Annotated in this window: 33 protein-coding genes and 1 pseudogene; 15 read left to right on the top strand and 19 right to left on the bottom strand. The window is 67.9% G+C overall.

The window, feature by feature from the left end:
* Positions 1–13: 13 nt before the first annotated feature.
* The 3 genes from AC0662_RS04785 to AC0662_RS04775 are packed head-to-tail and all read left to right on the top strand — an operon-like array spanning position 14 to position 2409.
* On the top strand, positions 14–1378 hold the full coding sequence (locus AC0662_RS04785; protein WP_478298563.1) for an MFS transporter: 1365 nt from the start codon (positions 14–16) through the stop codon (positions 1376–1378).
* Complete coding sequence (locus AC0662_RS04780; RefSeq protein WP_478298561.1) at positions 1375–1749, top strand: carboxymuconolactone decarboxylase family protein; 375 nt, start codon at positions 1375–1377, stop codon at positions 1747–1749. The genes AC0662_RS04785 and AC0662_RS04780 overlap by 4 nt, the downstream gene beginning before the upstream one ends.
* A 39-nt stretch (positions 1750–1788) precedes the next feature.
* Complete coding sequence (locus AC0662_RS04775) at positions 1789–2409, top strand: class I SAM-dependent methyltransferase (protein WP_478298559.1); 621 nt, start codon at positions 1789–1791, stop codon at positions 2407–2409.
* Positions 2410–2423: 14 nt separating this feature from the next.
* On the opposite strand, the gene AC0662_RS04770 is transcribed toward AC0662_RS04775, so the two are convergent.
* Positions 2424–2672: a DUF8129 domain-containing protein gene (locus tag AC0662_RS04770; RefSeq protein WP_478298557.1), complete on the bottom strand. Its 249-nt coding sequence runs from the start codon at positions 2670–2672 to the stop codon at positions 2424–2426.
* 191 nt (positions 2673–2863) lie between these two features.
* Between AC0662_RS04770 and AC0662_RS04765 the strand changes: the two genes are divergently transcribed.
* A complete protein-coding gene (locus AC0662_RS04765; RefSeq protein ID WP_478298555.1) occupies positions 2864–3640 on the top strand; it encodes a sigma-70 family RNA polymerase sigma factor in 777 nt (258 codons plus the stop codon).
* A 6-nt stretch (positions 3641–3646) separates the two neighbouring features.
* On the opposite strand, the gene AC0662_RS04760 is transcribed toward AC0662_RS04765, so the two are convergent.
* Positions 3647–4360 carry an ANTAR domain-containing protein gene (locus tag AC0662_RS04760; protein ID WP_452198301.1) on the bottom strand — a complete coding sequence of 238 codons (714 nt, stop codon included), beginning with the start codon at positions 4358–4360 and terminating at the stop codon, positions 3647–3649.
* A 192-nt stretch (positions 4361–4552) separates the two neighbouring features.
* Between AC0662_RS04760 and AC0662_RS04755 the strand changes: the two genes are divergently transcribed.
* The gene (locus AC0662_RS04755) at positions 4553–5308 is read left to right on the top strand and encodes a GAF and ANTAR domain-containing protein (protein ID WP_452198299.1); all 756 of its coding nucleotides are present in this window, start codon (positions 4553–4555) and stop codon (positions 5306–5308) included.
* A 21-nt stretch (positions 5309–5329) separates the two neighbouring features.
* Here AC0662_RS04755 and AC0662_RS04750 read toward each other — a convergent pair whose 3' ends face one another.
* Entirely contained in the window at positions 5330–6193 is an 864-nt protein-coding gene (locus tag AC0662_RS04750; RefSeq protein ID WP_452198297.1) for a helix-turn-helix transcriptional regulator, read from the bottom strand.
* 155 nt (positions 6194–6348) lie between these two features.
* Here AC0662_RS04750 and AC0662_RS04745 point away from each other — a divergent pair, with 155 nt between their 5' ends.
* The 3 genes from AC0662_RS04745 to AC0662_RS04735 are packed head-to-tail and all read left to right on the top strand — an operon-like array spanning position 6349 to position 9471.
* Positions 6349–7368 carry a zinc-dependent alcohol dehydrogenase family protein gene (locus AC0662_RS04745; protein ID WP_452198296.1) on the top strand — a complete coding sequence of 340 codons (1020 nt, stop codon included), beginning with the start codon at positions 6349–6351 and terminating at the stop codon, positions 7366–7368.
* Positions 7369–7372: 4 nt separating this feature from the next.
* The gene (locus AC0662_RS04740; protein WP_452198294.1) at positions 7373–8599 is read left to right on the top strand and encodes a multidrug effflux MFS transporter; all 1227 of its coding nucleotides are present in this window, start codon (positions 7373–7375) and stop codon (positions 8597–8599) included.
* A gap of 11 nt (positions 8600–8610) precedes the next feature.
* A complete protein-coding gene (locus AC0662_RS04735) occupies positions 8611–9471 on the top strand; it encodes a phosphotransferase enzyme family protein (RefSeq protein ID WP_478298553.1) in 861 nt (286 codons plus the stop codon).
* 442 nt (positions 9472–9913) lie between these two features.
* Here the strand turns inward: AC0662_RS04735 and AC0662_RS04730 are convergent, their stop codons facing one another.
* The 14 genes from AC0662_RS04730 to AC0662_RS04665 form a co-directional block, all read right to left on the bottom strand.
* The gene (locus AC0662_RS04730) at positions 9914–10141 is read right to left on the bottom strand and encodes a Rho termination factor N-terminal domain-containing protein (RefSeq protein ID WP_452198290.1); all 228 of its coding nucleotides are present in this window, start codon (positions 10139–10141) and stop codon (positions 9914–9916) included.
* Between the two features lie 49 nt (positions 10142–10190).
* On the bottom strand, positions 10191–10484 hold the full coding sequence (locus AC0662_RS04725; protein ID WP_452198288.1) for a gas vesicle protein K: 294 nt from the start codon (positions 10482–10484) through the stop codon (positions 10191–10193).
* Complete coding sequence (locus AC0662_RS04720; protein WP_452198287.1) at positions 10481–10657, bottom strand: gas vesicle protein; 177 nt, start codon at positions 10655–10657, stop codon at positions 10481–10483. Before AC0662_RS04720 ends, AC0662_RS04725 begins: the two co-directional genes overlap by 4 nt.
* Entirely contained in the window at positions 10654–11430 is a 777-nt protein-coding gene (locus AC0662_RS04715) for a GvpL/GvpF family gas vesicle protein (protein ID WP_452198285.1), read from the bottom strand. Before AC0662_RS04715 ends, AC0662_RS04720 begins: the two co-directional genes overlap by 4 nt.
* Positions 11417–11749 carry a gas vesicle protein gene (locus AC0662_RS04710; RefSeq protein ID WP_452198283.1) on the bottom strand — a complete coding sequence of 111 codons (333 nt, stop codon included), beginning with the start codon at positions 11747–11749 and terminating at the stop codon, positions 11417–11419. Before AC0662_RS04710 ends, AC0662_RS04715 begins: the two co-directional genes overlap by 14 nt.
* Before the next feature lie 10 nt (positions 11750–11759).
* Positions 11760–12125, bottom strand: a complete 366-nt coding sequence (locus AC0662_RS04705; protein ID WP_452198282.1) for a gas vesicle protein GvpO — start codon at positions 12123–12125, stop codon at positions 11760–11762.
* Complete coding sequence (locus AC0662_RS04700) at positions 12125–12364, bottom strand: gas vesicle protein GvpG (protein ID WP_452198280.1); 240 nt, start codon at positions 12362–12364, stop codon at positions 12125–12127. The genes AC0662_RS04705 and AC0662_RS04700 overlap by 1 nt, the downstream gene beginning before the upstream one ends.
* Positions 12364–13131: a GvpL/GvpF family gas vesicle protein gene (locus AC0662_RS04695; RefSeq protein WP_452198278.1), complete on the bottom strand. Its 768-nt coding sequence runs from the start codon at positions 13129–13131 to the stop codon at positions 12364–12366. The genes AC0662_RS04700 and AC0662_RS04695 overlap by 1 nt, the downstream gene beginning before the upstream one ends.
* Positions 13128–13589, bottom strand: a complete 462-nt coding sequence (gene gvpJ / locus AC0662_RS04690; RefSeq protein ID WP_452198276.1) for a gas vesicle protein GvpJ — start codon at positions 13587–13589, stop codon at positions 13128–13130. Before gvpJ ends, AC0662_RS04695 begins: the two co-directional genes overlap by 4 nt.
* Before the next feature lie 24 nt (positions 13590–13613).
* The gene (locus AC0662_RS04685; RefSeq protein ID WP_478298550.1) at positions 13614–14903 is read right to left on the bottom strand and encodes an SRPBCC family protein; all 1290 of its coding nucleotides are present in this window, start codon (positions 14901–14903) and stop codon (positions 13614–13616) included.
* A 6-nt stretch (positions 14904–14909) separates the two neighbouring features.
* The gene (locus AC0662_RS04680; protein ID WP_478298548.1) at positions 14910–15842 is read right to left on the bottom strand and encodes a hypothetical protein; all 933 of its coding nucleotides are present in this window, start codon (positions 15840–15842) and stop codon (positions 14910–14912) included.
* 68 nt (positions 15843–15910) lie between these two features.
* Complete coding sequence (locus AC0662_RS04675) at positions 15911–16138, bottom strand: hypothetical protein (RefSeq protein WP_452198270.1); 228 nt, start codon at positions 16136–16138, stop codon at positions 15911–15913.
* Positions 16139–16156: 18 nt separating this feature from the next.
* On the bottom strand, positions 16157–16342 hold the full coding sequence (locus AC0662_RS04670; protein WP_452198268.1) for a hypothetical protein: 186 nt from the start codon (positions 16340–16342) through the stop codon (positions 16157–16159).
* A gap of 86 nt (positions 16343–16428) precedes the next feature.
* Entirely contained in the window at positions 16429–16602 is a 174-nt protein-coding gene (locus tag AC0662_RS04665; RefSeq protein ID WP_452198266.1) for a CsbD family protein, read from the bottom strand.
* A 212-nt stretch (positions 16603–16814) separates the two neighbouring features.
* Between AC0662_RS04665 and AC0662_RS04660 the strand changes: the two genes are divergently transcribed.
* Together AC0662_RS04660 and AC0662_RS04655 are read left to right on the top strand one after the other, a co-directional pair.
* Positions 16815–17426 (top strand): trimeric intracellular cation channel family protein, encoded by a 612-nt coding sequence (locus AC0662_RS04660; protein WP_478298546.1) that lies wholly within the window; start codon positions 16815–16817, stop codon positions 17424–17426.
* A gap of 44 nt (positions 17427–17470) precedes the next feature.
* A complete protein-coding gene (locus AC0662_RS04655; protein ID WP_452198260.1) occupies positions 17471–18043 on the top strand; it encodes a HEAT repeat domain-containing protein in 573 nt (190 codons plus the stop codon).
* Between the two features lie 45 nt (positions 18044–18088).
* Here AC0662_RS04655 and AC0662_RS04650 read toward each other — a convergent pair whose 3' ends face one another.
* Entirely contained in the window at positions 18089–18865 is a 777-nt protein-coding gene (locus AC0662_RS04650; protein WP_452198258.1) for a phytanoyl-CoA dioxygenase family protein, read from the bottom strand.
* Between the two features lie 1665 nt (positions 18866–20530).
* On the opposite strand from AC0662_RS04650, the gene AC0662_RS04645 reads away from it, so the two are divergent.
* The 3 genes and pseudogenes from AC0662_RS04645 to AC0662_RS04635 all read left to right on the top strand — a co-directional run bounded on the left by AC0662_RS04645 (position 20531) and on the right by AC0662_RS04635 (position 22981).
* Positions 20531–22171 (top strand): alpha-L-rhamnosidase-related protein, encoded by a 1641-nt coding sequence (locus tag AC0662_RS04645; RefSeq protein WP_478298543.1) that lies wholly within the window; start codon positions 20531–20533, stop codon positions 22169–22171.
* A 28-nt stretch (positions 22172–22199) separates the two neighbouring features.
* Positions 22200–22595, top strand: a pseudogene (locus AC0662_RS04640) (alpha/beta fold hydrolase); the annotation flags it as partial.
* Positions 22596–22687: 92 nt separating this feature from the next.
* Entirely contained in the window at positions 22688–22981 is a 294-nt protein-coding gene (locus AC0662_RS04635) for an alpha/beta fold hydrolase (RefSeq protein WP_478298541.1), read from the top strand.
* Positions 22982–23021: 40 nt separating this feature from the next.
* Here AC0662_RS04635 and AC0662_RS04630 read toward each other — a convergent pair whose 3' ends face one another.
* Positions 23022–24212 carry a PstS family phosphate ABC transporter substrate-binding protein gene (locus AC0662_RS04630; RefSeq protein ID WP_452200245.1) on the bottom strand — a complete coding sequence of 397 codons (1191 nt, stop codon included), beginning with the start codon at positions 24210–24212 and terminating at the stop codon, positions 23022–23024.
* A gap of 199 nt (positions 24213–24411) precedes the next feature.
* Between AC0662_RS04630 and AC0662_RS04625 the strand changes: the two genes are divergently transcribed.
* Positions 24412–26052, top strand: coding sequence for a sensor histidine kinase (locus tag AC0662_RS04625; RefSeq protein WP_478298538.1), 1641 nt, complete (start codon positions 24412–24414; stop codon positions 26050–26052).
* Positions 26049–26711, top strand: a complete 663-nt coding sequence (locus AC0662_RS04620; RefSeq protein ID WP_478298536.1) for a response regulator — start codon at positions 26049–26051, stop codon at positions 26709–26711. Before AC0662_RS04625 ends, AC0662_RS04620 begins: the two co-directional genes overlap by 4 nt.

Raw genomic sequence — 26711 nt, 5'->3', positions numbered from 1 at the left:
TTGTCTCGTTGTCATGACCACCTTGGAGCGCGCACCCAGCCGCGCCGCGGGCACGACCCTCTTCACCGCGCTGCTCGGGTTCTTCCTCGTCACCCTGGACGCGGTCATCGTCAACGTCGCGCTCTCGCAGATCCAGGCCGATGTCGGTGGTGGGATCCAAGGGCTCCAGTGGGTGGTCGACGGGTACACGCTGCTGTTCGCCGCGTTCCTGCTCGCCTCCGGCGCGCTGGTCGACCGGATCGGCGCCAAAGCCTCTTTCGGACTCGGTACGGCGTTGTTCGTGCTCGCCTCCGCGGCGTGCGGTCTCGCTCCGACTCTTCCCCTGCTCGTGCTGTTCCGCTTCGTTCAGGGCACCGGAGCCGCGATCATCATGCCGTCCTCGATGGCACTGATCGCGCTGGCCTATCCCGATCCGCTGCGCAGAGCCCGCGCGGTGGCATGGTGGGCGATGGGTGGCGCTGTCGCGTCATCGGCTGGACCGATCCTGGGCGGTGCGCTGACGTCAGTGAGCTGGCGGCTGATCTTCCTGGTCAACATCCCGTTCGGCCTGGTCGCGCTCTTGCTCCTCACCCGGGCGGCCCCGTCTGGCCGGGCGCGGACTCCGTTTGACTGGCCGGGTCAGGTCGCGGCAGTCGTCGCGATGGCCGCGCTTGTCTTCGCGGCGATCGACGCCGGGCGGGCCGGCTTCACCGATCGCCGCGTGCTCGTCTCCTTGGGTGTTGCGGTTGCGGCGACGGTCGCCTTCGTCAGCGTCCAGCGCCGAGCCGCGCATCCGATGGTGCCACCAACGCTGTTCAGGTCGCGCGTCGTGGTGTCGAGCACGGTCGTCGGCTTCGCCTTCATGATCGGGTACTACGGACTTCCCTTCGTGATGAGTCTGTACCTCCAGCAGCACCGCAACCTCACCGCGCTCGAGACCGGAGCCGCGTTCGTACCGATGATGCTGATCGGCCTCCTCGTCACCCCGATCGGCCCGCGGACCGTCGAGCGATTCGGAGCTCGTCGTGTGATCGCGACCGGTCTGGTCCTCATGACCGTCGGCCTGACGTCTATCGCCGTCGCGCCGGCCGGCACGCCAATCGCCGTACTCGCGGCTCTGATGATCCTCGTCGGACTCGCGGGGCCGACCGTCATCCCACCGTTGATCGCGCTGCTGCTCAACGCCGTACCTGGCGAACGCCCCGGAACTGCCAGCGGCGTGTTCAACACCAGTCGACAGCTCGGTGGGGCTCTCGCCATCGCAGTCTTCGGAGCCCTTCTCGACACGCCTGGCGGACTTCAAGCCGGCGTACGCAACAGCCTCCTCGTCGCCGCGGCCGTCGTACTCGCCGCCGCGCTAACGGCAGCCATCTGCCTGTATGAAAGGAAACAGCAGTGACCGACCACTCGAACGAACCCTCCGGTGCCGCGAAGATCTTCGGCGATTTCGCGCCAGGCCTCGTGCACTTCACCGACGACGTACTGTTCGGCGAGGTGTGGAAGCGTACAGAACTCTCGCCGAAGGAACGCAGCCTGGTCACCGTCGCCTGCCTGGCCACCAGCGGCAACACCGACCAACTCGTCTTCCACCTCGCCCTCGCCAAGGCCAGCGGCAACACCGACCAACTCGTCTTCCACCTCGCCCTCGCCAAGGCCAACGACAACACCGAGGAAGAACTCATCGAAGCCCTCACCCACCTGGCCTTCTACGCCGGCTGGCCCAAAGCAATGTCCGCCATGACAGTAGCCAAACAAGTCTTCACCACCTGACCACAACTACTCGGAGTGTGCGGGGTTAGCCTCGTTCTTGTGGACAACGAAGCGGCCAAGGATGTGGTGCGGCGCGGCTATGACGCGGTGTCTGTTCGGTACGACGAGGCGTACGGCAGCGAGACGAAGTACGGCGACTGGTTGGAGGAGATCCTCACTCGGCTGCCCAGGCGCGGCCGGGTGCTCGACCTGGGCTGCGGATCAGGTGTGCCGGTAGCGCTTGTCCTGGCTGAGGCTGGTCACGAGGTAACCGGGGTCGATATCAGCGAAGTGCAGGTCAGCCGGGCGAGAGCTCGGGTCCCGGCGGCCACCTTCATCCAGGCTGACGCGACCAAGCTGAACTTCCCGGCGGCGTCCTTTGATGCGGTGCTGTCGTTCTATGCACTCATCCACGTTCCGCTCGACGAGCAGGAGGTGCTCCTCCAGCGCGTGGCGGAGTGGCTACGCCCGGGCGGTCTCTTCGTCGCAACTGTCGGCGCCACCGCCTGGACCGGAGCCGAGGAGAACTGGCTCGGTGGTGGCGCCCCGATGTGGTGGAGCCAGGCCGACGTATCCACGACCCGAACCTGGATCGAGCACGCCGGTCTCCAGGTGGAGCGAGAGGAATTCGTCCCCGAAGGCGACGGCGGCCACACCCTCCTCTGGACCATCCGAGCTTGACCCGTGTACCCGCTTCAGTTTTGGCCGGGATCGAAGTCGGGGTTGTGTACGTCGACCTCCGCGGACCGGTCCTCATCCGCCCGGATCTGGTCGCGTCGTCGCTCGAGCAGGTCGAGGATTCGACCTCGCTCGCCGTGGATGCGCTCGTATCCGATCAGCTGCTCCACCTGCTCGATATCAAGCCCACCCATCCGCGACGCCAGCGAAGCGGGCGGCACCACTTCGAAGTCCGGCACCGGTAGGGATCCGTTTCTGCGCGACACGCGACACTCCTTTCGTCTACGACGCGAGGTCCAGCAGCGCAACGTCACGGTGCCCGTGTCGGCCGCGCCAAAACCACCGGGCCGCGTGAGGATTCTTCGTGTCGGGGGCTGGGTACTTGGGGAAGGTCCCGGTCGCGGTTCAACCACCTGCCGTATTCGACCAGGACTGCGACAGGTAGGACGACCCCGTCATGGCATCGAACACCCCAGCCACGATCTCGTCGCGCCGCTCAGAGTCCTCCAGGCTGGAGAAACTCCTCAGAGCAGCCCACGCCGCGCGCGGACACCGGCGTACCGAACTCCTCGACCAGGCGATCGTCGCCGGCGTACCCCTCGCGCGCACCCTCGCCAGCCGGTACCGAGGCCGCGGCGTCGACCCCGAGGACCTCGAGCAGGTCGCGTTCGAGCACCTGGTACGGGCCGTACGCAACTATCGCCCGAGTGCCGGTTCGGACTTCCGGTCGTACGCCGTGCCGACGATTCGCGGCGGCATCCGGCACCACTTCCGCGACCACGCCTGGGCGATCAAACTCCCGCGGCGTCTCCAGGAAGTCCAAGCGCGAGTCAACGCCGTCCAAACCACATTGGCCGGCGACCTGGGCCACTGGCCGACGTACGCCGAACTCGCCGACGCGACCGGTATCGACATCGCCGAGATCACCGAAGCCGAACAGGCCCGTGGCTGTTTTCAACCCACCTCGCTGGATGTCGACCGGGTATCCGGCAGCGGTCCGGTCACTCAGGAGATCGCCGATCCACGCGACACCTACGAGCTGGTCGACCAGGTCCACTCTCTCCGACCGATCGTCGACGGGTTGCCCGAGCGGGATCAGCTGATCCTGCGCAGGCGGTTCGTCGACCACCACACCCAGGCGGAGATCGGCGCTGAGATCGGCGTCAGCCAGATGCAGGTGTCCCGGCTCCTGCACGCGATCATCGGCCGCCTACAGCTCGCCCTTTCCGCCTGACCTTCCCTACCCGGTGGGGGTCGATGTGGTTGTCTCGGGTGCCGGTGGGAGTTCGCGGGTGCTGAGCAGTTCGGCCGCGACGTCCCGCAGCTTGCGGTTCTGGTCCTGCGAGTAGCGACGCAGGACCGAGAACGCTTGATCCGCAGTCAGCTCGTACCTCTCCATCAGGATCCCGGAGGCCTGACCGACCCGTTGCTGGGCCTGCACTGCCTCATGAAGGTTCTCCTCCGAGCGCAAGGTGTCCAGCGCGACGGCGATGTGTGCGGCGAACACCCTCAGGTGGTACGCCGACTGCGCATCCAGCGGCTGACACTCGGAGTGAGCCACGGCCAGGACGCCCAGGGACCGGCGTCGGCGGTCGAGGAGGCAGAAACTGGCCCAACTGCGCCAACCCAGCTCGCCGGCGACCGGACGCCATTGAGGCCAGAGGTCAGTCCGAACAAGGTCGAGACACACCTCCGGCGTCGTGTCTCGGACCGTGTCGAGAGCGGGCCCTTCGTCGAACTCCACCTGGGCGAGGTCTGCTGCTGTCATTGCGGTGCTACTCGCAGCCATCGGTTCGAGAGTTGGTCCCCGCCGCGCCATCACGCTGACGGCGTACCCGGGGAGCAGATCCGGCCCGATAGTGGTTGCAGCCGCCGCGACCTCGGTCGGGCTCGTCAGCTGCGCCAGGTAGCCCGCGATCTCCGCGAAGGCACCGGCAGTGAACTCTGCAGGCATGCCACACTCCCACGATGGGTTACATGCGGCCCGATGCCTGAGCCCCTTCGACTCCAAGAATCTGAGTCATCGACGATCCTACCGTCCCATCGACTGAACCAAACCCGGCGGCCCGGACAGCAGGGACGGCGCGCACGCGGGCGTGATCCCCGCAGTTTTGGGCACCAAACACGGTGAGGAGGTGTACCCGTCATGTCGGACAAGACCAGTCCGGACCAGTCGGATCGGGGCCAACCGTCGCCACAGGACACCGGAACGATGGAAGGACAGGACGCACTCGCGGTCCAGCTGGGCCAGGTCGCGCGCACTCTGCAGGAGACCGACGACTCCGGTGCACTGCTGGCCGAAGCCGTCGTCGCCGCGGTGCACATGGTTCCGGGAGCCGAACACGGATCGATTGCCGATTTCGTCGCGCGAGAGCAGATCGAGCACAAGGCGGCGTCCAGCGATCTTGCCCGTCGCGTCGACCTGTTCATGCAGGAAACCGGCCAAGGGCCGTGCCTGGACGCGGCCTGGGAGCACAAGACCGTCCGTGTTGACGACACGCTCACCGAGCAGCGCTGGCCGAAGTTCGCGGAACGAACCGCCGACGCGGGAATCCGCAGCATGCTCTCACTCCAGCTGTACGTCGAGGCGGACAACCTCGGCGCCTTGAATCTCTACAGCAGCCGGCCCGGAGCGTTCACCGACGAATCCGAACATGTCGGCCTCCTCGTCGCCGCGCACGCCGCCGTCGCGTACGCCGATGCGCAGCGCCAGGACCAACTCGAGCAGGCGATCGACACCCGCGACCTCATCGGCCGTGCCATCGGCATCACGATGGAGCGCTACAAGGTCTCCGGTAACCGTGCGTTCGCCGTCTTGGCCCGGATCAGTCAGCAGTCCAACCGCAAACTCCGCGACGTCGCCGACGAACTGGTCCGCAGTACGGAGAAGCAGTTCGAATAGTTCGCGCCTGCGGATCAGCCTTCAGCTCTTGATCGCCGGGGTTGCCCACGCGGCGAGCAACTGGAGCCGTTCGGCGGATGGTGACTGCGGCTCCGCGGTGTAGACGAGCAGGATCAGGCCCGGTTCGGCGGTGATCGCGAGTTCTTCGTACGCGAGGTTGAGTTCGCCGACGACGGGATGGTTGAACCGCTTGGTGCCGGTTCCATGGGTGCGGACGTTGTGGTCCGCCCAGAGCTGACGGAACGTCTCGCTGCGGGTGGACAACTCCCCCACGAGGTCCTGGAGACCGCTGTCGTGCGGGTCGCGGCCGGCCTCGGCACGCATGATGCCGACGCACATCTGGGCGAACAGGTCCCAGTCCGGGTAGAAGTCGCGCGAGGCGGGATCGAGGAACTGGAACCGGGCCAGGTTCGGGACCCGGCCGCCGTCTCCGATGACCGGTGAGTAGAAGGCGCGGCCCAGGGCGTTGGTGGCGAGAAGGTTCTGGTGCGGGTCGCGGACGATCGCGACGCCGTCCTTGATCGCGTCGAGTGCCCATTGCAGGCTGAGCCGCGCGACCGCCTTGCCCGGCGTACGGCGGCGCGGCCGGCCCGAGGTCGGTATCCCGTCGGCGGCGCGGGCGAGGTCGAACAGGTGCGCTCGTTCAGTCTCGTCGAGTTGGAGTGCTCGGGCGAGCGCCTCGAGTACGCCGGTGGAGGCGCCGGCGATCTGCCCGCGTTCGAGCCGCGCGTAGTACTCGACGCTCAGCCCGGCGATAGTCGCGACCTCGCTGCGACGCAGACCGGGCACGCGGCGGGCGCCGGTGACCGGGAGACCGGCCTGATCCGGGGTGATGCGGGCGCGCCGAGTGGTGAGGAACTCGCGCACCTCTTGCCGGTTGTCCACACCATCGACAGTAGACGACCAATGACGGCGTACCGACGCTGAAGGGTGCCCTGGCAGTACACCCATCGACAGTGACTTCTCCCGCCACGCGCCGGGGCGTTGACTCGGAGCGTGGCCCCCGTTCGGCGGGTCTCGATCATGAGGAGAAGCACGCAATGCGTCAGGTAGTCATGCACGGCCCTGGGACCGTCCAGGTCGAGAACCGCGAGGACCCGAAGATCATCGAGCCGACCGACGCGATCATCCGCGTGTCGGCGACCTGCATCTGCGGCAGCGACCTGTGGCCGTACCGCGGCGCCGAGCCCGTCGACCACCAGGTGATGGGACACGAGTACGTCGGCGTCGTCGAGGAGATCGGCGACGAGGTGCGCACCATCAAGGTCGGTGACTTCGTCGTCGGCTCGTTCTGGGCCTCCGACAACACCTGTGAGATCTGCCAGGCCGGGTACCAGGCCTACTGTGTGCACCGCGTCTTGATGGGCACCCTGGGTACGCAGTCCGAACTGGCCCGCATCCCGCTGGCCGACGGCACCCTGGTCGCCACCCCCGCAATGCCCGACCCAGACCTGATCCCATCGCTGCTGGCGGCGTCCGACGTCCTCGGCACCGGCTGGTTCGCCGCCGTGGCCGCCGAGGCCGGCCCGGGCAAGACCGTCGCGGTCGTCGGTGACGGCGCCGTCGGCCTGCTGGGGATCCTGGCCGCGAAGCAGCTCGGCGCCGAGCGGATCATCGCCTTCAGCCGCCACGCCGACCGGCAGGCCCTGGCCACGGAGTTCGGCGCCACCGACATCGTCGAAGAACGAGGAGACGAGGGTGTGGCCCGGGTCAAGGAGCTCACCGGCGGGCTCGGGGCGCACTCGGTCATCGAGGCCGTCGGCACCCAGGAAGCCATGATGCAGGCGATCCGTTCCACCCGTCCGGGAGGCCACGTCGGATTCGTTGGCGTTGCCCACGATGTCGCCATCCCGGGTGACGAGCTGTTCATGGCGGGCGTCCATCTCCACGGCGGCCCGGCACCGGTGCGCCAGTACCTGCCCGAACTGATCCAGCTCATCTGGGACCGCAAGATCAACCCCGGCAAGGTCTTCGACCTCGTCCTCCCCCTGGACCGCGCAGCCGAGGGCTACGAGGCCATGGACCAGCGAACCGCCACCAAGGTCCTCCTCACCGTCTGATCCCGTGCTGAAGTCACCTCGCCAAGCCCGGCTGACGGCCGGGCTGGTTGCGACCGTGGTGTTCCTGACCGCGATCGCTCCCCTGGCCACCGACATGTACGTCCCTGCGTTCCCTCGGGTCGCCGGGGACCTGTCCACCACCGCGACGCAGGTTCAGCTGACGCTCACGACGTTCTTCGTCGGGATGGCGCTCGGCCAGCTGATCGGCGGACCGGTCTCGGACCAGCGCGGCCGGCGCGTCCCGCTCCTCGCGGCGCTCGCGCTAATGACTGTGACCTCGGTCGTCTGCGCGCTCGCACCGACGATCGCGGTGATGACCGTCGCCCGGTTCGTCCAGGGCTTCGCGGGCGGCTGGGCGATGGTCATCGGGCGGGCAGTGATCGTCGACGTGGCTACGGGCGCTCAGCTCGTCCGCGTGCTGAACGTCATCGCCGGCGTCGGCGGCCTCGCACCGATCGTCGGCCCGCTCCTCGGCGGGCTCATCCTGCAACTGTCGCACTGGCGGGTCTCGTTCTGGCTCGTTGCGGTGCTCGGCGTCGCGATGACGTTTGCGACCGTGCTCGCGGTACCTGAAACACTCCCGCGCGAGCGCCGTCACGCCGGCGGCCTTCGCAACTTCTTGGTTGCCGGTCGCACCGTTCTGGGCAACCGGGAGTATGTCGGCTACCTCGTCGTCGCCGGCGCCGCGATGGGTGCGCTGTTCGCGTACGTCGCGACCTCCGCGTTCGTGCTGCAGACGATGAACGGGCTCTCGCCGATCGCCTACTCCATCGACTTCGCGGTCAACGCCTGCGGCATGACAGCCGCAGCGCTGATCGCGGCGCGGCTCGCCGGGCGGGTCTCCACCCGCAAGCTCATCCTGACCGGGCAGATCGCCGCACTCGCCGCGGGCATCGCCTTACTGATCGGCGCCCTGTGGTTCGGTACGCCGCTGCTCCTCGCGCTCGTGTGCTTCTTCGTCCTCATGACCGCCCAAGGCCTGATGATCCCGAACGGCGGCGCGCTCGCGTCGGCCACCGTACCCGATCATCCCGGCACCGGCTCGGCCCTGCAGGGCTTCGTTCAATGGGTCGCGGCAGGGACCATCGCGCCGATCGCCGGCCTCGGCGGCGCCCGCACCGCCGTACCAATGGCCGCCCTCATCACCACCGGCGCGGTCGTTTCCCTGGCCGGTCTGCTCGGAGCCACCAGAGCTCGAAAAGCGCTCGTTGGCTCTGCTGGTCCTCGGTAGTGTGCTGGGCCATGTGGGGTGAAGCGCTACCGCCGACGCCTGGTCAGGTTTGCGATGCGTTCGGGGTGGACGTGGGCGAGTTCCGGGCGCGTGCGGGTGGGTTCGAGGCGGATGCGTTCACGGACGGGCGCTGGTTTGTGAAGTTGTGGCGTCAGGAGCCGGACAGTGATGCGGCGCTGGCGCTCACGGGTGAGTTGGCGGCTCGCGGCGTACCGGTCCCGGCTGCGCAGCGGGCGCTCGACGGCTCGTACACCGGTGAGCACCTCGGCCGGCGCTACGCCTTGTTCCCGTACGTCGAGGGCCGCCAGGCGACGCGCGACGACACCGAAGCGATTGCTCGGGCGATGCGCGCCGTACACGACATCGCAGACCTCGTCCTGCCGCGGACCGCTGTCGACGAGTGGTGCATCGAGGCACTGCGCGACCGGCGCGACCACCCTTGGCTGGGCGATCGCAGCGACGAACTCATGGCCTGCGTCGACCGGCTCGAGGCGGTGATCGAGCGGGCACGCGCGACCGACGTACCGCACGTCGTGTGCCATCACGACCTGTTCCCGCACAACGTCCTCATCGACCGTGACGGTCGCGTCGCAGCCCTGCTCGACTGGGGTCACACGATGCTGGCACCGCGTGAGCACGATCTGTTCGCCGCCTTGTGCGAGCCCGACACCGTTCGCTTTCTCCAGGCGTACGGCGCGGAGGGTCTCGACCTGACCCACCTCGAGTACGCCCGGCTCGCACGCTCGCTGCGCGACCTCGCAGTACGCCTCTGTGAGGAGGTCGACCTGGAGGGAATCAACACGTGGGGCTTCGCCGGCCTCCGCAGAGTCGACGCCGACCTGGACCTGGCCCGCCCGTACTGCGCCCTCTGAAACTCAGCCGACACTCAGGTAGGGACCACCGGGATTACGAAGCGTCACAATCGGGCACCACGCAGTCGAGCGACCCCCGGTTGACTGGCCCCCCACACAGCCGTCCCGGGGGTCGCGGCATTTCTCCCGCCTCGGCGGAGGGTTGCTTGCGGCGGGCAATTAATCCAGCGCCTTGTCCGCTCAGCGGTCGGTTTCGGGTGATGGGGTTGGCGGGCGCGCGAGGGCATCTACTGTGGGATGGTTCCGCCTGGCGGTCTCCTCCACCGGGCAGTTGATCGAGAGAGCCTGGCCGCGCGACCTCTACCCCCCACTGAGCCGTGCACATGCCGCCATCGGTCTGTGCCGCTGCCCGACACCGCCAGGCGGACACCTCGCGCTCGTGCGCGCCGACCCACCTCGTCGGCGCGCGCGACGCCAGTACACGTCACCTTCCACAGTCACGTCAGACCCGGCGTACAGCCTTCAGTAGTTCGGCCTTGGTCATCTTCGACCTGCCTTTGATTCCAAGGCGTTTCGCGTCGGCGTACAGCTCGGACTTGGTCTTCCCACTGTCCGGGCTCCCAGAACCGACGCCCGCCCGGGCCGCGAGGTCCATCGCGCCGGCCACGGCGTGCCGCACGCTGTCCTCCAGCTTGTCCCCTGCCTGCTCCCCGATCGTCCGATCAGACATGCTCCACTCCTCTCCATCCAGTCCCGTCAAACGCCCCATCCCTCACCTGCTATTCGGCTAGCAGCGACCCGAGCGGTCCGAGGTCGATGTTGAGGTCGGCCGGGCTCAGGTCGAATCGTTCCCGCAGGGTCGTCATCGCCTCGTCCAGGCGCATCAGGCTCAGCCCGAGCGCCTCGGTCTGTGCCGCGCTCAGGTCGCCCTGGTCGATCCGCCGCAGCGCTTGGCGTTCCATCACCTGACGGACCAACTCGACGATCGTCAGCACCAGCTTGAGCAACTCGCGCTCGACGGTGTCGGCGTCGGCTTCGATGCGCTCAGGCAGCGGCAACGCTCGATCCGTCATACTCGCGTCATCTCCTCGCGTACCGACTGGATCACCGCCGACAACTGGATACGCACCAGGTCGACGTCGGCCAGCGAGATCACCACGTCACCGGTAATCACGACGCCCTTGCCGAGCAGCCGGTCGAGCAGGTCCACCAGGCTCGGTTCGGTCCGCACGGCCTCCATGGTCATGGCGTGTCCAGTGCGGCGAACGAGTACGGCGGCCACGGCCCGTTCACCTCGATGTCGAGCGACGGGTACCTGGTCCGCAGTACGTCGACCAGATCGAGGAACTCCGTACGACGCTGATCGTCGACGAGGAACGTCGCGTTCGTGATCATCGCCGCCGACCGCCCGGTCAGTCGTCGGTCCTGTGGCGCGAGCCGACGGGTCGCCGCAGCGACCGGCACGAGGTCCCAGAACAACTGGTCGGCGACCACGGCCTTGTCTGCTGCCGCCTCGCGCTGCTGCTGGATCTGGGTACGGCGCCGCTCCAGGTATGCAACGCCCGCGCCCACCGAGTCCGACCTCGCGGTTGGCGATGCGGGCGTCGAGACCGGACGGTCGTAGACCTTCACGCTCCACTCGCCGCGCCGGTCGATCCGCTCGAGCGCGACCACGAGGTCGTCGTACAGCTCCTCGATCCGGTCGCAGACTGCAGCGTCCGACCGGTAGATCGTGACCAGCCGGAACGGCGCGAGAGCTGTCGTGGACGCGGCCGACCGCCGAACGATCTCGTCGTGCCGCCGTGCCGTTCGCTCCACCCAGTCGAGATTCTCGAGGTTCCTGCGCAGCGCCGACTCGCCGAACTCGGCCAGCCGGACCGTGCTCACGAGCACCGTCAGATCGCGATGCACGATCGCCCGCACCGGGCCACCACCGACACCTTCGAGGTCCGCGATCAGCTGCTCGTCGAGATGCCGGCCGACGGCATAAACGTAGGTCGCTCGGTCAGTCACCGTCACCCTCCAACTCCTCGACCCGCTGCCGCAGCTCGCGGTTCTCGTCCGCCAGGTCCCGCGCGCCGGCCGACAGCATCGGATCCCGGGTCCACCAGTCGATCCCCATCTCCATGGCCTTGTCGGCCGAGACGACGAGCAGGCGAATCTTGATCGTCAGCAACTCGATGTCGAGCAGGTTCACCTGGATGTCGCCGGCGATCACGATGCCTTTGTCGAGGACCCGCTCGAGGATGTCGGCGAGTCCGTCCGGCCGCGAGCTCGTGGGCGGCTGACCGTAGCGGTCCATGGCCGGCCGGCGGGCGGACAGCGTCGGTTCGGTCATAGCGCCTCCCTCAGTCCTCGATGCGCCCGCGGACGTACCGATTCATGCGCCGATAGCTGACCACCTGGCCGCCGTCGTCCACATTCACCTCGTAGACCGCGAGAATGTCTGTTGTCTCCGGGATCCGGTGCGACTCGACCACCTCGACCTGCACGCACCAGCCGTCGTCCCGTTTTTCCACCGCGACAATGCCTTCGGGCACCTGCCCGCTCAGCTGCGCGAGCTCCGCCGCGGCCGACACCGCCACAGTGCGCAGCGAATGCCGCCCCGTGCGTTTCCTGTCCTGCGACGCGCGGGGCGCCTTGTCCGTCGTACTTCGTTCGGACCCGTTCGCCGCCGTACGTCGTGGCGGACTGGTCTTGCGTGGCGTTGCCATCAGAACTCCCCACGCTGCTGGGCGTTGTGGACCAGCAGTCGGTTGAGCAGCTCGTCCTCGAGCGCGGTAGCTGCTTCCTCGTCGATCTCGCCGTTCCGCCGGAGTACGTCGATCTGCTCGAGCTGCTCGCGGATGCGCGCCGGATCGTAGTACTCGCTCTCGGCCTGCCGGCGGATCTGTTCCGCGATCGCAACGGTCGCGCGCACCGGGACCAGCGGCAGGGTCAGGAGACTCGTCATCAAGCCCATGACTGCTCTTCTTCCACGAAGTCGTACGGCGCCGTCGGTCCGACGAGCGTCAGCTCGATCCGGCCGGCGACAACGGTGGCCAGCGCTTCCATCGCGCTCTCGAACTCGTCACGCCGGCTGTCCTCGATCAACAGCGCGACGTCGAGCACACGGCCCGATCCACCGGGGGCCCGGAGGTTGGCAGCAGCGGCGTAGCGTTCGATCCGGGTCAGTAGCGCTTCCTCGTCCTCGGCGCTCTTCACCTCCAGAGCACGGGAAACCAGCTCACCCAGTCGCAGGTTCTCGCTGTACGAGGAGTGCTCCGGCCGCTCGCGCGAGGCGCTACGGAGCCGGGCGATCTCCGGATTCTCTGTCACGATCTCGGCCAGGACCCGCTCCTCGTCGTACCGAGCGCGCACGACGAACTGCGAGCGCCCCGACAGTTCGCCCAGCATGACCGCGAAGCGATCGCACCCCGGCGCGAGCAGCTCGCTCTCGACCGCGTGCCGGTTCTTCAGCACGGCACCGAAGCGAATCGGCACGACCGGACCCTGGGCAGCGACCTCGTCGACCACCCGGCTGTGCGCCATCAGTTCGGCACGACCGGCCACCGAGTGATCGCTCCCGAGCGAACTCACCACGGCGGCAACCTCGCCGTACCGGACCAGCCCGACGGCCTGCTCGGCGACGCCGAGCAGATCCGTCGGTAGGACGGTATCCCCTGCCACGATGCCGTACAGATAGCACGCCTGGTCGAGGTCATTGGGCGTCGTCGTCACCGGTCACTCCTTCGCCGACGAGCCGGCGCCTTCTTCGCGGGGCGCCGGCGTGGCCGCTCTTCCTCGTACTGGTCCTCGTCCTCGCCGTCCCGGCCGCCGGAGTCGTCATCGTCGTCGGAGCCGAGCAGTGCTTCTTTCGCTCCGGAGAGGAGCCCACGCGTCTTCCCCTGTGCGCCGCCTTCGCTCATCTCCTCGATCACCTCCGGCAGGTCCTTGCTCTTCGCCTCGAGATCCAGCCGGTTCGTCGCCTCCGCGAATCGCAGGTACGTGTCCACGCTCGCGACGACGATCCGGGCGTCGATGGTGAGGAGTTCGATGCCGACCAGGGAGACCCGGATGTAGGCGTCGATCACCAGACCCTTGTCGAGGATGCTGTCGATGACGTCCGCCAGACCGCTCGGTGCGGGCCGTTGCAGATAGCCACCAGAGCTACGGGCACTTGTGGTTGCGACGGTCATGGATCCACCTTTCAGATCGCTCGGTCAGCTGGCCCGGCGGTGCAGCCGGGTGGGCTCGTCGTACTCGTCCTCGCCCTCGTCCTCGGGCAGTTCCTCTTCGTCTTCATCCTCGTACTCGTCGTCGTACTCGTCGGCGTCGTCGTACTCCTCGTCGTCGGCGGGCTCTTCGTCCTCGTCGGCTTCCTCGTCCTCGTCGGCTTCCTCGTCCTCGTCGGCTTCCTCGTCCTCGTCGTCCGCGTACTCGTCGTCGGGCTGGTCACCTTCGTCGGTGTCCTCGTCCTCGTCGTACTCGTCCTCGGCGTCGTCGTACTCGTCTTCATCGGACTCGGCTTCGTCGGCGGGCTCTTCGTCCTCGTCGGCGGGCTCTTCGTCCTCGTCGGCGGGCTCTTCGTCCTCGTCGCCGTAGTCCTCGGACTCCTCACCGTCGTGGGTGTCCTCGTCCTCGTACTCGTCGTCGTACTCTTCCTCGCTGCCCTCCTCGAGCTCGCCATCATGGATCGTCCCGTGCCAGCCCTCGAGTTCCTCGGGGTGCTGGATCACGTGGACCATCACGTGCCGCTGGAAGTGCTTCAGCTCGACGCGGGCCCGGCGGCCCTGGGCGCGCCAGATGTTGCCGACCCGCTCGAACAGCCCTTGCGGGTAGTACTCGAGAACGACCAGGACGCGCGTCAGGTTCGGCGCCAGCTCGTGGAACGTCACCGCGCCGTCGACGTGCCCCTTCTGGCCCTTCGAGCGCCAGACGATCTTGTCCTCCGGCACCTGCTCGAGGATGGACGCTTCCCAGGTCCGGTGCGACCACACGATCTTCGCCTTGAAGTCCAGCGTCTCGTCGGACTTCTGCTCGACTCGCTCCACCTTCTTCATGAAGCCGGAGAAGTCCTGGAACTGCGTCCACTGGTTGTAGACGACATCGATCGGTACGCCGACGTCGATCGACTCGATGATGGTCGTCGCCTTGAGCGGGTTCTGCTTGCCACCGCCCCCGGACCCACCGCCGGAGCCGCCGCCCAACGCCTCGACCGCCTTGTCCTTCGCGCCCAGCACGCCGCCCTTCAACGCGCCGAGCAGGGGCGATCCGCCGGTTGCCGCAGCCTTTCCGCCTTCGGCCAGTACCTTCCCCGCGACGCCACCGTTCTGCGCCACATCGGTCAGCCGCTCGGTCAAGTCGGAGATCTTGTCGCCGGCGACTTCGACGCCGTGCTCAGCGACCGCGGAGAGCGCGTCCTGCAACTCCTCCTTCAGGCGGTCGAGCGGAAGCTCGTCGAGAATCGTCTGGAGCATGCTCGGTACCTCGGTACGCGATCGGTCAGCCATCGTCGATCACCCACGTCCCCGGGTCGAAGACCTGCTGGTGCTCTTCTTCGCCGCGGTCTTCTTCGCAGTCGCCTTCTTGGCGGTCTTCTTCGCCGCCGTCTTGCGCGGCGGCGCCGAGGTCTTGGCAGCGCTCTTCTTCGCCGCCGGCTTCTTGGCCGCGGCCTTCTTCGCCGGGGCGGAGCTCTTCTTCGCGGGCGACTTCTTGGCCGTCGACCTCCGAGCGCCGGAGCCGGACTCGCCGTCCGAGCCCGACTCGCTGCCCGAGTTCGAGGCCCGGCGCGATCGCGAGCCACCGTTCGCGCGCGAGGACTCACGCCCGCTCCGCGCGGAGTCCCGCCCGTTGCGTCCGGAGTCCCGCCCATTGCGCGCGGACTCGCGTCCGTTCGCGGCCGTCTCCCGGCCGCCCGAGCCGGTACGCCGCGAGCGACGGGAACCGTCACTCGACGAGTCGTCCTCAACCTCGTCGCCAGCCTCGTCGCCGCCGTCCTCGCTGTCCTGGCTCTCCGCCTGATCGTTCGATCGGCCGCCACGACGCCCGTGCAGACGACGCCGCCGCGGGCGCTCCTCGGCCTCGCCGTCCTCGCCGTCGTCGCCGTCGTCGCCGTCGTCGGAGCTGCTGTCCAAGTTCGCAGGAGACAGCATCCGGTCGGTACGGTCCCGGATCGAGTCGCTGACCCGGTTCAGCCGGTTGCTGGCGGCCGCGACGGCGGCCTCGCGCCCGGCGGTAGCCAGCTTGCCACGCACCTGGTCGGACAACTTGGCCAGCTCGGGGTTCTGCTCGACCACCGTCGCGAGTTGTTGCACGATCGCCCGCGGGTCGGTGGCGATGCGTTTCCCGGCCAGCAGTCCGCCGACGGTGATCGCCAATTTGAGTTTCTTGGTGCGGCCGAGAAGGTAGCCGCTGGCAATCGCCGCCGCCACCTTTGTGCTGGTGTTCATGAATTCTCCTACGGAAGTAATTACGCCATCCTCGAGTGATCTCCAAGAATGGTGTCGCGCGAGTCAGGTCATTGCGTCAGGGCGTTGATCCGACGCAGAATCGTCAGGCTCGGATAGGTCTCGTCCCGGACCTTGTGCAGCAGCAGCTGCACATAGACCCCGACCTCGTCCGGCCGGAGCATGGACTCGATCAGGTCGAGCATCGAGATCGACGGAAAACGATCCTCGGCCACCTTGTCGAGCAATGCGTCCAGCAGAAGCTCGCGGGGCTCGGGCGGTGTACGCGTAGTTGGCATGGTCACTCCAGAATCAACTCATTCGTTGATGTCGGGCGCCCGGTCAGCGATCAGAAATACCGACGTACCGATGCCCACGAAAGCCTCCTGACGTTTTCTCCCCGAGCCGAACATTGACTTCCCAACGCGGTACCCGGCGCCAACCGCATGAAACGGCACTACTTTCGGGCTATCGGCGGTCGCTTTACGCGTCGGTTCAGCCAAGCGATCGATTCAAACAATCGGCAGCCCCGCAAACGCGTCGGCGGGTGCGGCAGAATTGCCGCACCCGCCGATGTGAACCGCCGTCGCTATTCCTTGACGGCGTCCTTCGCCTTCTCGCCGGCCTGCTTCAGGTCGGCCTTCGTCTGCTCCGTCCGGCCCTTGGCCTCGAGGTCCCGGTTGCCGGTCGCCTCGCCGGTCACCTTCTTGACCCCGCCCTTCGCCGCCTCAGCAGCATGCTTCGCCTTACGCTTCACATTCATTGGCCTCTCCCTTCGCGCGTTGCGCACGATCAACACCATCCCGGTGCCCCCACCCAGCCGATCCATACCGCCGAACTCAGACGAGGCGGCAGGACCCCGCGGTTGATGCGTCGCGCGGCACCATATCGCAGATTCCTGCTGTGGGTCGCGGATTCCCGCTCACGATGTGGGCGGGGCGGATCGGTGGTTGGCGTGGGATGCAGGCTGGCCGGATGGCGTCGTTGTTGCTGGTTCTGGATCTGGCCGGGGTGCTCGTGTTCGCGATCTCCGGTGCGTTGCTCGCCGTACGTCGGAGGCTGGACATCGTCGGCCTGGTGGCGCTGGCCTCGCTGACCGCACTGGGTGGCGGCTGGATCCGCGACGTACTGATCGGGGCGACACCGCCCGCCGCGCTCGCCGACTGGCGCTACCTGGTCGTGCCGGTCGTCGCGGCGCTCGCCACGTTCTGGTTCCACCCGGCCGTGGCGCGACGGGAGCGAGCTGTCGACGTACTCGATGCCTTCGGGCTGGGCCTGTTCTGCGTCGCCGGGGCGCTCAAGGCGCTGGAGTACGGGCTCGGTCCCCTGCCTGCCATCGCGCTCGGCATCGTGACCGCGGTCGGCGGCGGGGTCCTCCGCGACGTCGTCGCGCTGCGTGTCCCCGCGGTCTTCGGTCCGGACGAGCTCTACGCGATCCCGGCCGCGGCCGGTGCGGCTCTCGCCGTCGTCGGTCACGAACTCGGCCTGCCGTCCGCCGCCGTCGCCACGGTCGCCGCCTCCGTCGCCATCGTCTGGCGATTGCTCGCCCGCACCCGCGGCTGGCACGCCCCCGTCCCAGCGCTCTGAAGCGCGAGGCGCTGACGGACCGTTCGCGGGTTAGGGTCCTGGGGGTGCAGCAGAGTCGCAGGGTTGTGTTGAAGGAGTCGGCGTCGAGCCGGGAGGTACTGGCGCTTGCGGCGGCGTTCCGGTGGGACTTTGTCGGAGAGCAACTGCCTGATCCGGATCGCGGCGTCGGTTACAGCGCGACCTGGACCGGCGCGGACGGGACCACCCTGCATTACCTCGAGGACCAGGTGTCCGGCTTCAGGTACGTCGTACTGCAGTCGCCGGCGAGTCGGGTGTTGGAGGCGCTCCTCGAGACGCTCGACGAGACGGAGTACGTCTGGGGACTGGACGAGCTGGTTGAAGAGTTCGACGCGGCGGACAACCCCAAGGAACTGGCGACGGCCGTCCTGAGGCTCGGAGCCGGCGCGCCGGACGAGTACACCGCCGAGATCGCGAGCCGGATCAGCGGCGCGCTCGCGCATGCGGATCCGTCAGTCCGGGATCACGCGCTCTGGGCTGTTGCTTACAGCAGCTACCCCGCGTACCTGCCCGCGTTGCGCCAGTTGGCGGAGGAAGATCCCGAGCTGCGCGAGCGTGCGCTGGCGACCGTCACCGCCATCACCGCGCAAGGCACGTAGTACTGGTCCCGAGGTGCCGCCCAGCGACGGCACCCCGGGAGTCGGTCAGATGGGCAGCGGGTCGTAGTTGGCACCGAAGGGCGCGTCCGGGCGAGCGAACTCCCCCATCAGTGCGCGCCGCAGAGGCGTGGTGCGCTCGAGGAACTCGGGGTCGTTGTTGAGACGGTCGGCGGCCCGGACCCACGGCGGGCTGTAGACGTAGTGAGTTGTGTAGCGGTCGTAATCGCCGTCGTGGCGGAAGGTGCGATGCCAGACGCCGTTGTGGAACACCAGCGCAGACCCGGCCTCGGCGCACACGACGTGGCCGATCGAAATGTCGCCTTTGGACTGACGGATCTCATCAGGTAAAGCGACTCGCGAGCGGTGGCTGCCGGGAATCAGTTCCATGTTGCCCATACCGGGAACGGTCTGGTCGGTGAGCAGGTACGAGACGCGGAGCTGCAGCAGCGGGACCGGGTATCCCAGCTCCTTGAAGTCGAAGGCGGACGATCCGTCCTGGTGCCAACCGCCGTTCCCGCCGTGCGCCGGCTGCATCGTGTTCCAGCCGGCCTGCAGCACGAACCGGTCGCCGAGCAGACCCTGCACCTTCGGCAGGACGTCCGGGTGATCGATCAGCCGCTCGAGAACCGGCTCGCTTTCGTAGGTACGGCCGATCTGCCCGAACTCGCGGTCGCGGCTCTGGTGCAGTCGCTGCGAAACGTCGTACGCCTCGGCAGCCTCTTGTTTGGTCAAGACGTTGGGGATCAGGAAATACCCCCACGACTCGAAGATGAAGCGGTCAGTCTCGGTGAGCTGACCTTTGTCGACGACGGGATCGAGCATCACGCTGTCCTTTTCTTCAGGGAGATGAAAACGACTTCTCAGAGCTGTGCCGGAGCGCTGACCGCAGCACAGGCGGTCAGCGCGACAGCCACCGTTCCACGGCAGTCCGTGGATGGTGGCTGTCAGAGATCGCTGAGGTCCTCAGAGCCGCAGCGGCCGCGACCAACGCCGACGACGGGGCACCACGACGGGCCCCTGCCGTCCCACACCGGGCTGGATGATGGCGGTCACAGTCCCATCCTTACCCGCATCCCACCCCCGATAAAGGGCCAACTTCGCCGGATTGGCATCAACTCTTCGCAGGAATGGGAGCCCGCGAGACCGGCATCTTCGACAAGTTCAAGACACGGCCGAGAATCTGAAGGACAAGGCCACCTGGATAGCCGCCGGGGGCCGATCCACCGAGTCGTGCATCGAGGCGCCTCCCACAACCGCCGAGTCGTGAATCCGGGTGCCGTCTCGCCCGCCACACCCCACGACTCGACCACCGGTGCGCGCCGTCGTAGTTTCCGGAGCATTTTCGTCGCCTGCTGCGGAACAAGTTCCGAACAGCGTCGGCGCGAGGCTCGCCTACGGTGTCGCGGCGGACCGTGGATAGCCTCCGAGGACTGCGCACAGGCTATTGCTTGTCCTCAGTCAGCGGCGGGGGTGCTCAGTTCGGGCTGCCGGCTGGAGTACGGCTCGCCGGTCGAGCTGCCGAACATCTACCACCGCAAGGAGTAGGAGGCCGGGATGGACCGCCCGCCCGACTACCGCCTCACCTGCCTCTTCACCGACCGCAATGACTCACCGGTCGGCCTCCTCGATCCGCGGCGGAACGCGACACGCACGGGCGATCCGCCGGTTGGGTGGCGCCGGTCAGGGGACAATGCGCGTCGGTGCCGTTGTGCCGCCGTACGTCGAACTTGCTCGCGAGACCGAAGAGGGACAGCTGTGACGATGCCTCAGGTTGTTGAGGTTCAGGTTGAGGATGACCCCTTTGCGGGGGGTGAGTGGCCGGCCTGGTGGGTTCGGGCGGTTGACGGTGGTGACGTGGTGGGGTTTCGGCTGCGGGTTGAGTGCGGGGAGGCGGCCGAGGTTGGTGTGCACGTGTCGGCGGATGAGCGGTATGAGTTGTGGGTCGACGGGGAGCTTGTAGGGCGTGGGCCGTCGCGGGGGGAGGTTGGGCAGTGGTCGTTCGAGAGTTATCGGGTGCGGTTGCCGGTCGGTGGGCATTGGCTTGCAGCCCGGGTGTGGAGCCTTGGGGACGACGCGCCGATGGGGCAGATGAGTCTTGGGGATGGGCCTACGTTCCTCCTTGCTGCTGAGGCTGTGAGCGGTCAGTTGGTTGAGCTCGCCACTGGCACGGCGGCTTGGCAGGCGGCTGTGTTGTCTGGGCATGGTCTGCGACCGAAGGGTGACGGGTATGGGTGCGGCGCCCGGCAGGTTAGTGACGGTCGTGCCTATCCGTGGGGTTGGCAGACCGGCGAGGACAACCTCACCTGGTCAGATGCCGCGACCGGAGACCTGGCACGCGCGAGCGACGACGCGGGCAAGCGTGCGGATGCCAGTGAGCGGTTGTTGGTGCCAGCTCGGTTGCCTGGGCCTGTGCGGCGGTGGGTCCAGGGGGCCCGCGTGCGTCATGTCGCGGAACATGCTGCGGGCGCCCAGACACACGATCGCGTCGTGGAACCAGCGGACCACTTGGACGATGAGGCCGACGACTGGCAGCGGCTGCTCGACGGTACGGCGCTGCACCTCCCGCCCGGGACCTGTCGCCGCGTGCTCATCGACCTCGACCAGTACGTTTGCGCGTACCCCGTTCTCGATCTCGAGGGCGGACGCGATGCCGAGGTACGAGTGCTCTGGCAGGAGTCCCTCTACGAGACGGACGCGGCAGCCGGCAAGGGACACCGCGACGTCATCGACGGCAAGCTCTTCGGCCGCCCGGGCCTCGAGGAAGACGGCATCGGCGACCTCTTCATCGCCGGCGGCGGCCGCGAGTCGCACAGCACGTTGTGGTGGCAGTCCGGCCGGTACGTCGAAGTTCTCGTCACCACCGCATCCGAACCACTGACGATCACCGGCCTGCGACTCCGCGAGACCCACTACCCGTACGAAGACCGCAGCGGCTTCACCGCGAGCGACCCCCGGCTCGCGAAGGTCGGCGTACTCGCGTTCCGCACCCTCCAGGCCTGCAGCCATGAGACGACCATGGACTGCCCGTACTACGAGCAGCTCCAGTACGCCGGTGACACCCGCCTGCAATGCCTCATTGCCTACGCCACCACCGGTGACGACGCCCTCGCCAGGCAGGCGCTTCGTGCTTTCGCTCGCAGTCAGGACGGCAACGGTCTGGTCGCGTCCCGGACGCCGTCCCGGCAGTCGTCCCCGATCCCGCCGTTCACGCTGTGGTGGGTCGCGATGGTGCACGATTTCGCGTTGTGGCGCGGCGATCTGGCCTTCGTCGCCGAGTTGATGCCCGCGGTCCGCGCGGCGGTCGACGCGCATCGCCGTACTGTCGACGAGCGCGGGATCTTCCACGCCTTGCACGGATGGAACTTCACCGACTGGGTGCCGGGCTGGGAAGCCGGTACGCCGCCCGGCATCGTCCAGGACGGCGAAGTACACGCGGACTGGCCCGGCCCGGGACGCGGTCAGTCAGCGGTGCTGCAACTACAACTGGCGCTCGTCGCGCGGCAGGTCGCCGAGCTGGAGTCGTGGGTCGGCGAGTCCGACGCATCAGCACGGTACGCACAGATGGCCGGCCAGCTCCTCGAAGCCGCCGACGAGGCGTTCTACGACGCCGACCGCGGGCTGTACGCCGACGATCTCGCGCACACCGCCTTCAGCGAACACGCACAAGCGCTGGCGGTGCTCGCGGGAGCGAAGTACGGCGAGACGGCGGTCCGGACGATGCTGCAGGAACCGTCCGAGGGGCTCGCGCGGACCACTGTGTACTTCGATCACTACCTGTTCGAGGCACTGCACGCGATCGGGCGAACCGACGTACTGCTCGACCGGCTCGAACTCTGGTACGGCCTGCTGGACCAGGGCCTGCGCACCGTGATCGAACACCCCGAACCCACCCGCAGCGACTGCCACGCCTGGGGCGCACATCCCCTGTACCACTACGTCGCGACGCTCCTCGGCGTCCGCCCAACAGCCCCCGGGATGACAGCCGTCACGGTCGCTCCCCAGCTCGGCGGCCTCGAATGGGCCCAGGCCTCGGTCCCGACCCCCCACGGTCCCCTCACCATCCGCGCAGAAGCCGGCAAACCACCAGCAGTCATCGCACCACCCTCGATTACGGTGACAGCACGCTGACCGGCGTCCGAAGACGCATGATGGACGGATGAATGGTTGGCCTGTCGTGCTGCTGCACGGGTGGCCGGTCACCGAGGCGCACTGGCGAGGCTTGCTGCCGGTCCTCAGCCGCAGCGGGTTCGTGCCGGTTCCGCTCACCTTGCCTGGGCTCGGCAAGCCGGCGGGAAGCACGACCAGTTTCAGGAAGAGCGATCTTGCGGCCGGGCTCCGCGACGAGCTGAGCGAGCGCGGTCTCACGCGGTTCTCGATCGTGGGCCATGACTGGGGTGGCACGATCGCGTTTCTGCTGGCGGCCGCGCTCCCCCAGGCGGTGAACGCGATCGTGATCGAGGAGGAGATCCTCCCCGGCATCGACGTCGACATCCCCGCACCAGGCGCCGAGTACTACCCGTCCTGGCACGGCCCGTTCAACCGCGCCCCCGACCTCGCCGAGCAACTCGTCCCCGGACACGAAGACGCCTACTACGGAACTTCCTCCAACAGAGCGCAGGCCCCGCAGGCCTCGACCCCGAGACGATGCGGTCCTACATCGACGCCTACACGACGTACGACGCTCTGCAAGCCGGACTCGCCTACTACCGAGCCCGCGCCGACGACATCGCCGACGTACAACGGCTCTCAGAAGTCCACACCCCCGTGCTCGCGATCGGAGGACACTACGCGATGGGCTCCGCCGTCGCCGACGGCCTCCGCACACTCGCGACGAACGTCACGGAACGAGTCCTCGAGCACTCCGGCCACTACCCCGCCGAACAAGAACCCGATCCGACAGCCCAAGCCATCGTCGAGTTCCTCCAGCAGGCCCGGTAAGACGGCTGCGGCCCGGCATGCGGGCCGCAGCCAAATCCAGCTACGGCAGCGAACGCAACTGCTGCGCCGACGCCGCGCTCTGGAATCCACGCAGCGGCAGGAACACTCCCTGCTTGCCGACCACCTGCTGACCCTGCTTGCTGATGATGAACTTGATCAACTCCTGCAGCACCGGATCCATCGCGCGACCCGGCGCCTTGTTCAGGTTGAGATAGACCAGCCTGCTCAGCGGATACTGCGCCGAGGCAACGTTCTCGTACGTCGGGGCGTACGCCGGATCGTTGTCGTGGTTGCTGAGCGACAGGACCTTGACCGGCTGGTCGACGTACGCCATCCCCGTGTACGCGATGCCGTACGGGTCCTGGCTCACGTGCTTGGCCTGGTTGAAGACCGTCGTCTCCCAACTCACGTTCGGATCGGTCTGGGCCGAGCGCCACTCACCGCGCTGCCCGTTGTAGTCGAGCACGCGCTCCCGGACGAACTCCTCGAACCCGTTCCACGGCTGGATGCCGTAGATGTGGATCGGCTTGTCCTTCCACTCGCCGGTCAGACCGAGATCACCCCAGGTCCGGATCGGCGTACCGCCCCGGTTCCGGGTGCTGGACAGCAACCGGTCGAGCTGGTCGAACGACAGCTTGTTCAGAGGGTTCGAGGAGTTGACGACGAAGCCCATCGAGTCGAGGAAGCCGAAGTGCCGGTAGCTTCCGCCCGAGATCGGGATCGACGTCGGACCGTAGCCGAACTTCGCCCGGAACGCGACGTCGTCGGACGGCTTCAGCTCGCGGGACACGAACACGCAGTCCAGCTTGCCGTCGATCAACGCCAGCGCTCCGAGGCTTCCGGCGTACGGCGGGTCGACGTTGATCGTCACCTTCGGGTACAGCGCGGTGAACTCCTTGATCCAGTCCTTCGAGAGCGCCGCGAGGACATCGGACGCGCCGCAGTTGTAGTTCCCGCGCAGCGCGTTCCGGCCGAGCGGTTTGTACGGCGCCAGGCTCGGGTCGGCACTGGGTTGCAGCAGCTCGGGAGCAGGCGTCGGCCGGCCGTGCTCCTTGTTGTAGGCGTCCTGCTCGTCGGTCTGCTTCGTGACCGTTTTCTGTGGTGCGACGGCCCAGACGGCCAGCTCCTTCGCGGTGAGGTCGGGTTCGGCCCCGGCACTGACTGCTCCTACGGCGGTGAGCGCCGCGCACGTCACCAGGATCGTCGCGATGCGTACCGGACGTTGTCTCATTCTGATCCTCCTCGTTCGGCGGACCCAAGCGGCGCGGGCGCCCTACACCGCTCCGGTGCCGATTACCGTAGGGAGGACCCTCGATCCGGCCCAGCTTGCGCTCGTTCGCGGCGTTGAGTTCATAAAGGTCACGGTGGCCGGCGGATGCGTGCGTTCCGAGGTGATCCCAGATCGCGGCGTGAACACTATGGTTCGAGCTGTGCGACGGACGTTGACGAGTGCTGCCACCGCGCGGCGGCCGCGGTTGCGGCTGCGCGACCAGGTGATCCTGCTCGTCACCGCACTGGTCGCGGCGACGCTCATCCCGTCCGTCCTGATCGCGGCGTACGTCGTCCGCGGCATCGTGCAACGCCAGTTCGAGATCCGTGCGCTGACGATTGCTCGCGGCGTCTCGGTCGACACCCGGTACGCGACGTGGCTCGCGATGCCCGCGGCGCAGGGCGGACCGATCCAGGCCGAGGCCGAGCGAGTCCGCGCCGCCACGAATGCGCAGTACGTGATCGTCGCCAACGCCGCGGGCACGCGCTACAGCCATCCCGATCCGGCGCGCGTCGGCGGCCGGACGGGCATGGACCTCGCGCAGGTGCGGAGCGGGAGCCAGCTCATGACCATCGATCGGGACGCGGAGCGTAGGTCGGCGACGGGCAGCGTGCCGCTGCGCGCGACCGACGGCCGCATCGTCGGAACCGTCACCGTTGGCCTCGCCATGAGCCGGGTCAACGAACGGGTGTGGTCGCTCACCCGCTGGCTGGTCGCCGGTGGCCTCGTCGCACTACTGCTCGGTGTCGCCGGCGCGATCGCCTTGGCCCGCCGGCTTCGCCGTACGACGCATGGTCTCGAACCGGCCGAGATGGCGGACCTGCTCCGTGATCAGGAGGCGATCCTGAGCGGCGTCCGCGACGGTGTCATCGCGGTGGATCCGGACGGCGTCATCACGGCCTGCAACTCCGAAGCCGAGCGTCTCCTCGGCATGCGACCCGAGGCCGGCCGGACGATCTCCCACGCCGGACTGCCCGCTTCGGTCCAGGCCCTCCTGGTCCGAGCCGAGGGACCGGTCGGAGAGACGATCGTCATCGGCGACAACACGGTGAAGGTGACCCGGCTGGCGGTGATTCGCCACGGGACCGACCTCGGCAGCGTTCTCGTTCTGCGCGATCACTCCGATCTCGACAACATCGCCCGCGAGCTCGAAGCGACGCGGGCCCTCACCGACGCCCTCCGCGCCCAGGCGCACGAGCACAACAACCGCATCCACGCGCTGACCGGCCTGCTCGGCCTCGGCCGGGTCGAGGAAGCCCGCGAGTACCTCGATGACCTCGGTCCGACGACGATCTGGGGCGAACGCCTCGCGGACCCGTATCTCGCCGGGCTACTGACCGCGAAGGCGGCCGTCGCCTCGGAGGTCGGCGTCGAGCTGCGACTCGGCGAGACGACCTGGGTCGACGAGCGCCTGACCCATCCGCTGGACTGCGTCACCGTGATCGGCAATCTGGTCGACAACGCTGTTCGCGCGGCGGCCGCGGGGACGCACGGCGCCTGGGTCGAGATCACGCTCGCCTCGGACGGGCAAACGCTGGTGATCCATGTCGCCGACTCGGGTGCTGGAGTTCCGGACGCCGCGCGTGGCTCGATCTTCGACACCGGGTTCACCACCCGCAACCTGCAGGGCCCCGCGCGCGAGAGCCACGGGTTGGGGCTCGGCCTCGCTCGACACACCGCGCGGCGGCATCGGGGCGACGTACTGCTCCTCGATCCGGGCAGTACCGCGACGCACGGCGCGATCTTTTCCGCACGGTTGGAAGACGTCGTCGGCGCACCCAGCACGATCCGAGTGCCATGAGTGCGGCTCTCCGGGTCCTGGTCGTCGACGACGACTTTCGCGTCGCGCAGCTCCACGCCGACGTACTCGACACACTGGCGGAGTGCGAGGTCGTCGGTCAGGCGCGCAGCGCGGCCGACGCGCTGCGACTCGCCCGGACGCAACGACCCGACCTCGTTCTCCTCGACGAGTACCTGCCCGACGCCCCCGGGACATCGCTGCTCCACTGCATCGGCGCGCCGTGCATCATGGTCACCTCGGCGAACGATTCGGACACGGTACGCCGAGCCATCGCCGGCGGCGTACTGAACTACCTCCTCAAGCCCTTCCCGGTCGAGGCGCTCGTCGAACGGGTCACGGCGTACGCCCGCGGCCGGTCAGGTCTCAGCGGATCCCGCACCGTCGACCAGGCGCACATCGACCACGCGTACGCCGTGATCCACGGCGGCGACCGGAGCACGACGAAGGGCCGTTCCGCGGCCACCCGAACTCTCGTCCGAGACATCCTGCTCGCCGCACCCAATGCCCTCACCGCGGCCCAGGTCGCCGAAGACGCCGGCATCTCGCGCGTCACGGCTCAGCGCTACCTTGCCGATCTCACCAAGTCGGGCCTCGCGAGTCTGACCCTCCACTACGGCACCACCGGCCGCCCCGAACACCACTACACCTGGCTCCGGTGA

The sequence above is a fragment of the Kribbella sp. NPDC043289 genome, assembly GCF_056436705.1.
Note: the sequence above shows the minus strand (reverse complement) of the source record. Positions and strands in the feature narration are given on the sequence as shown.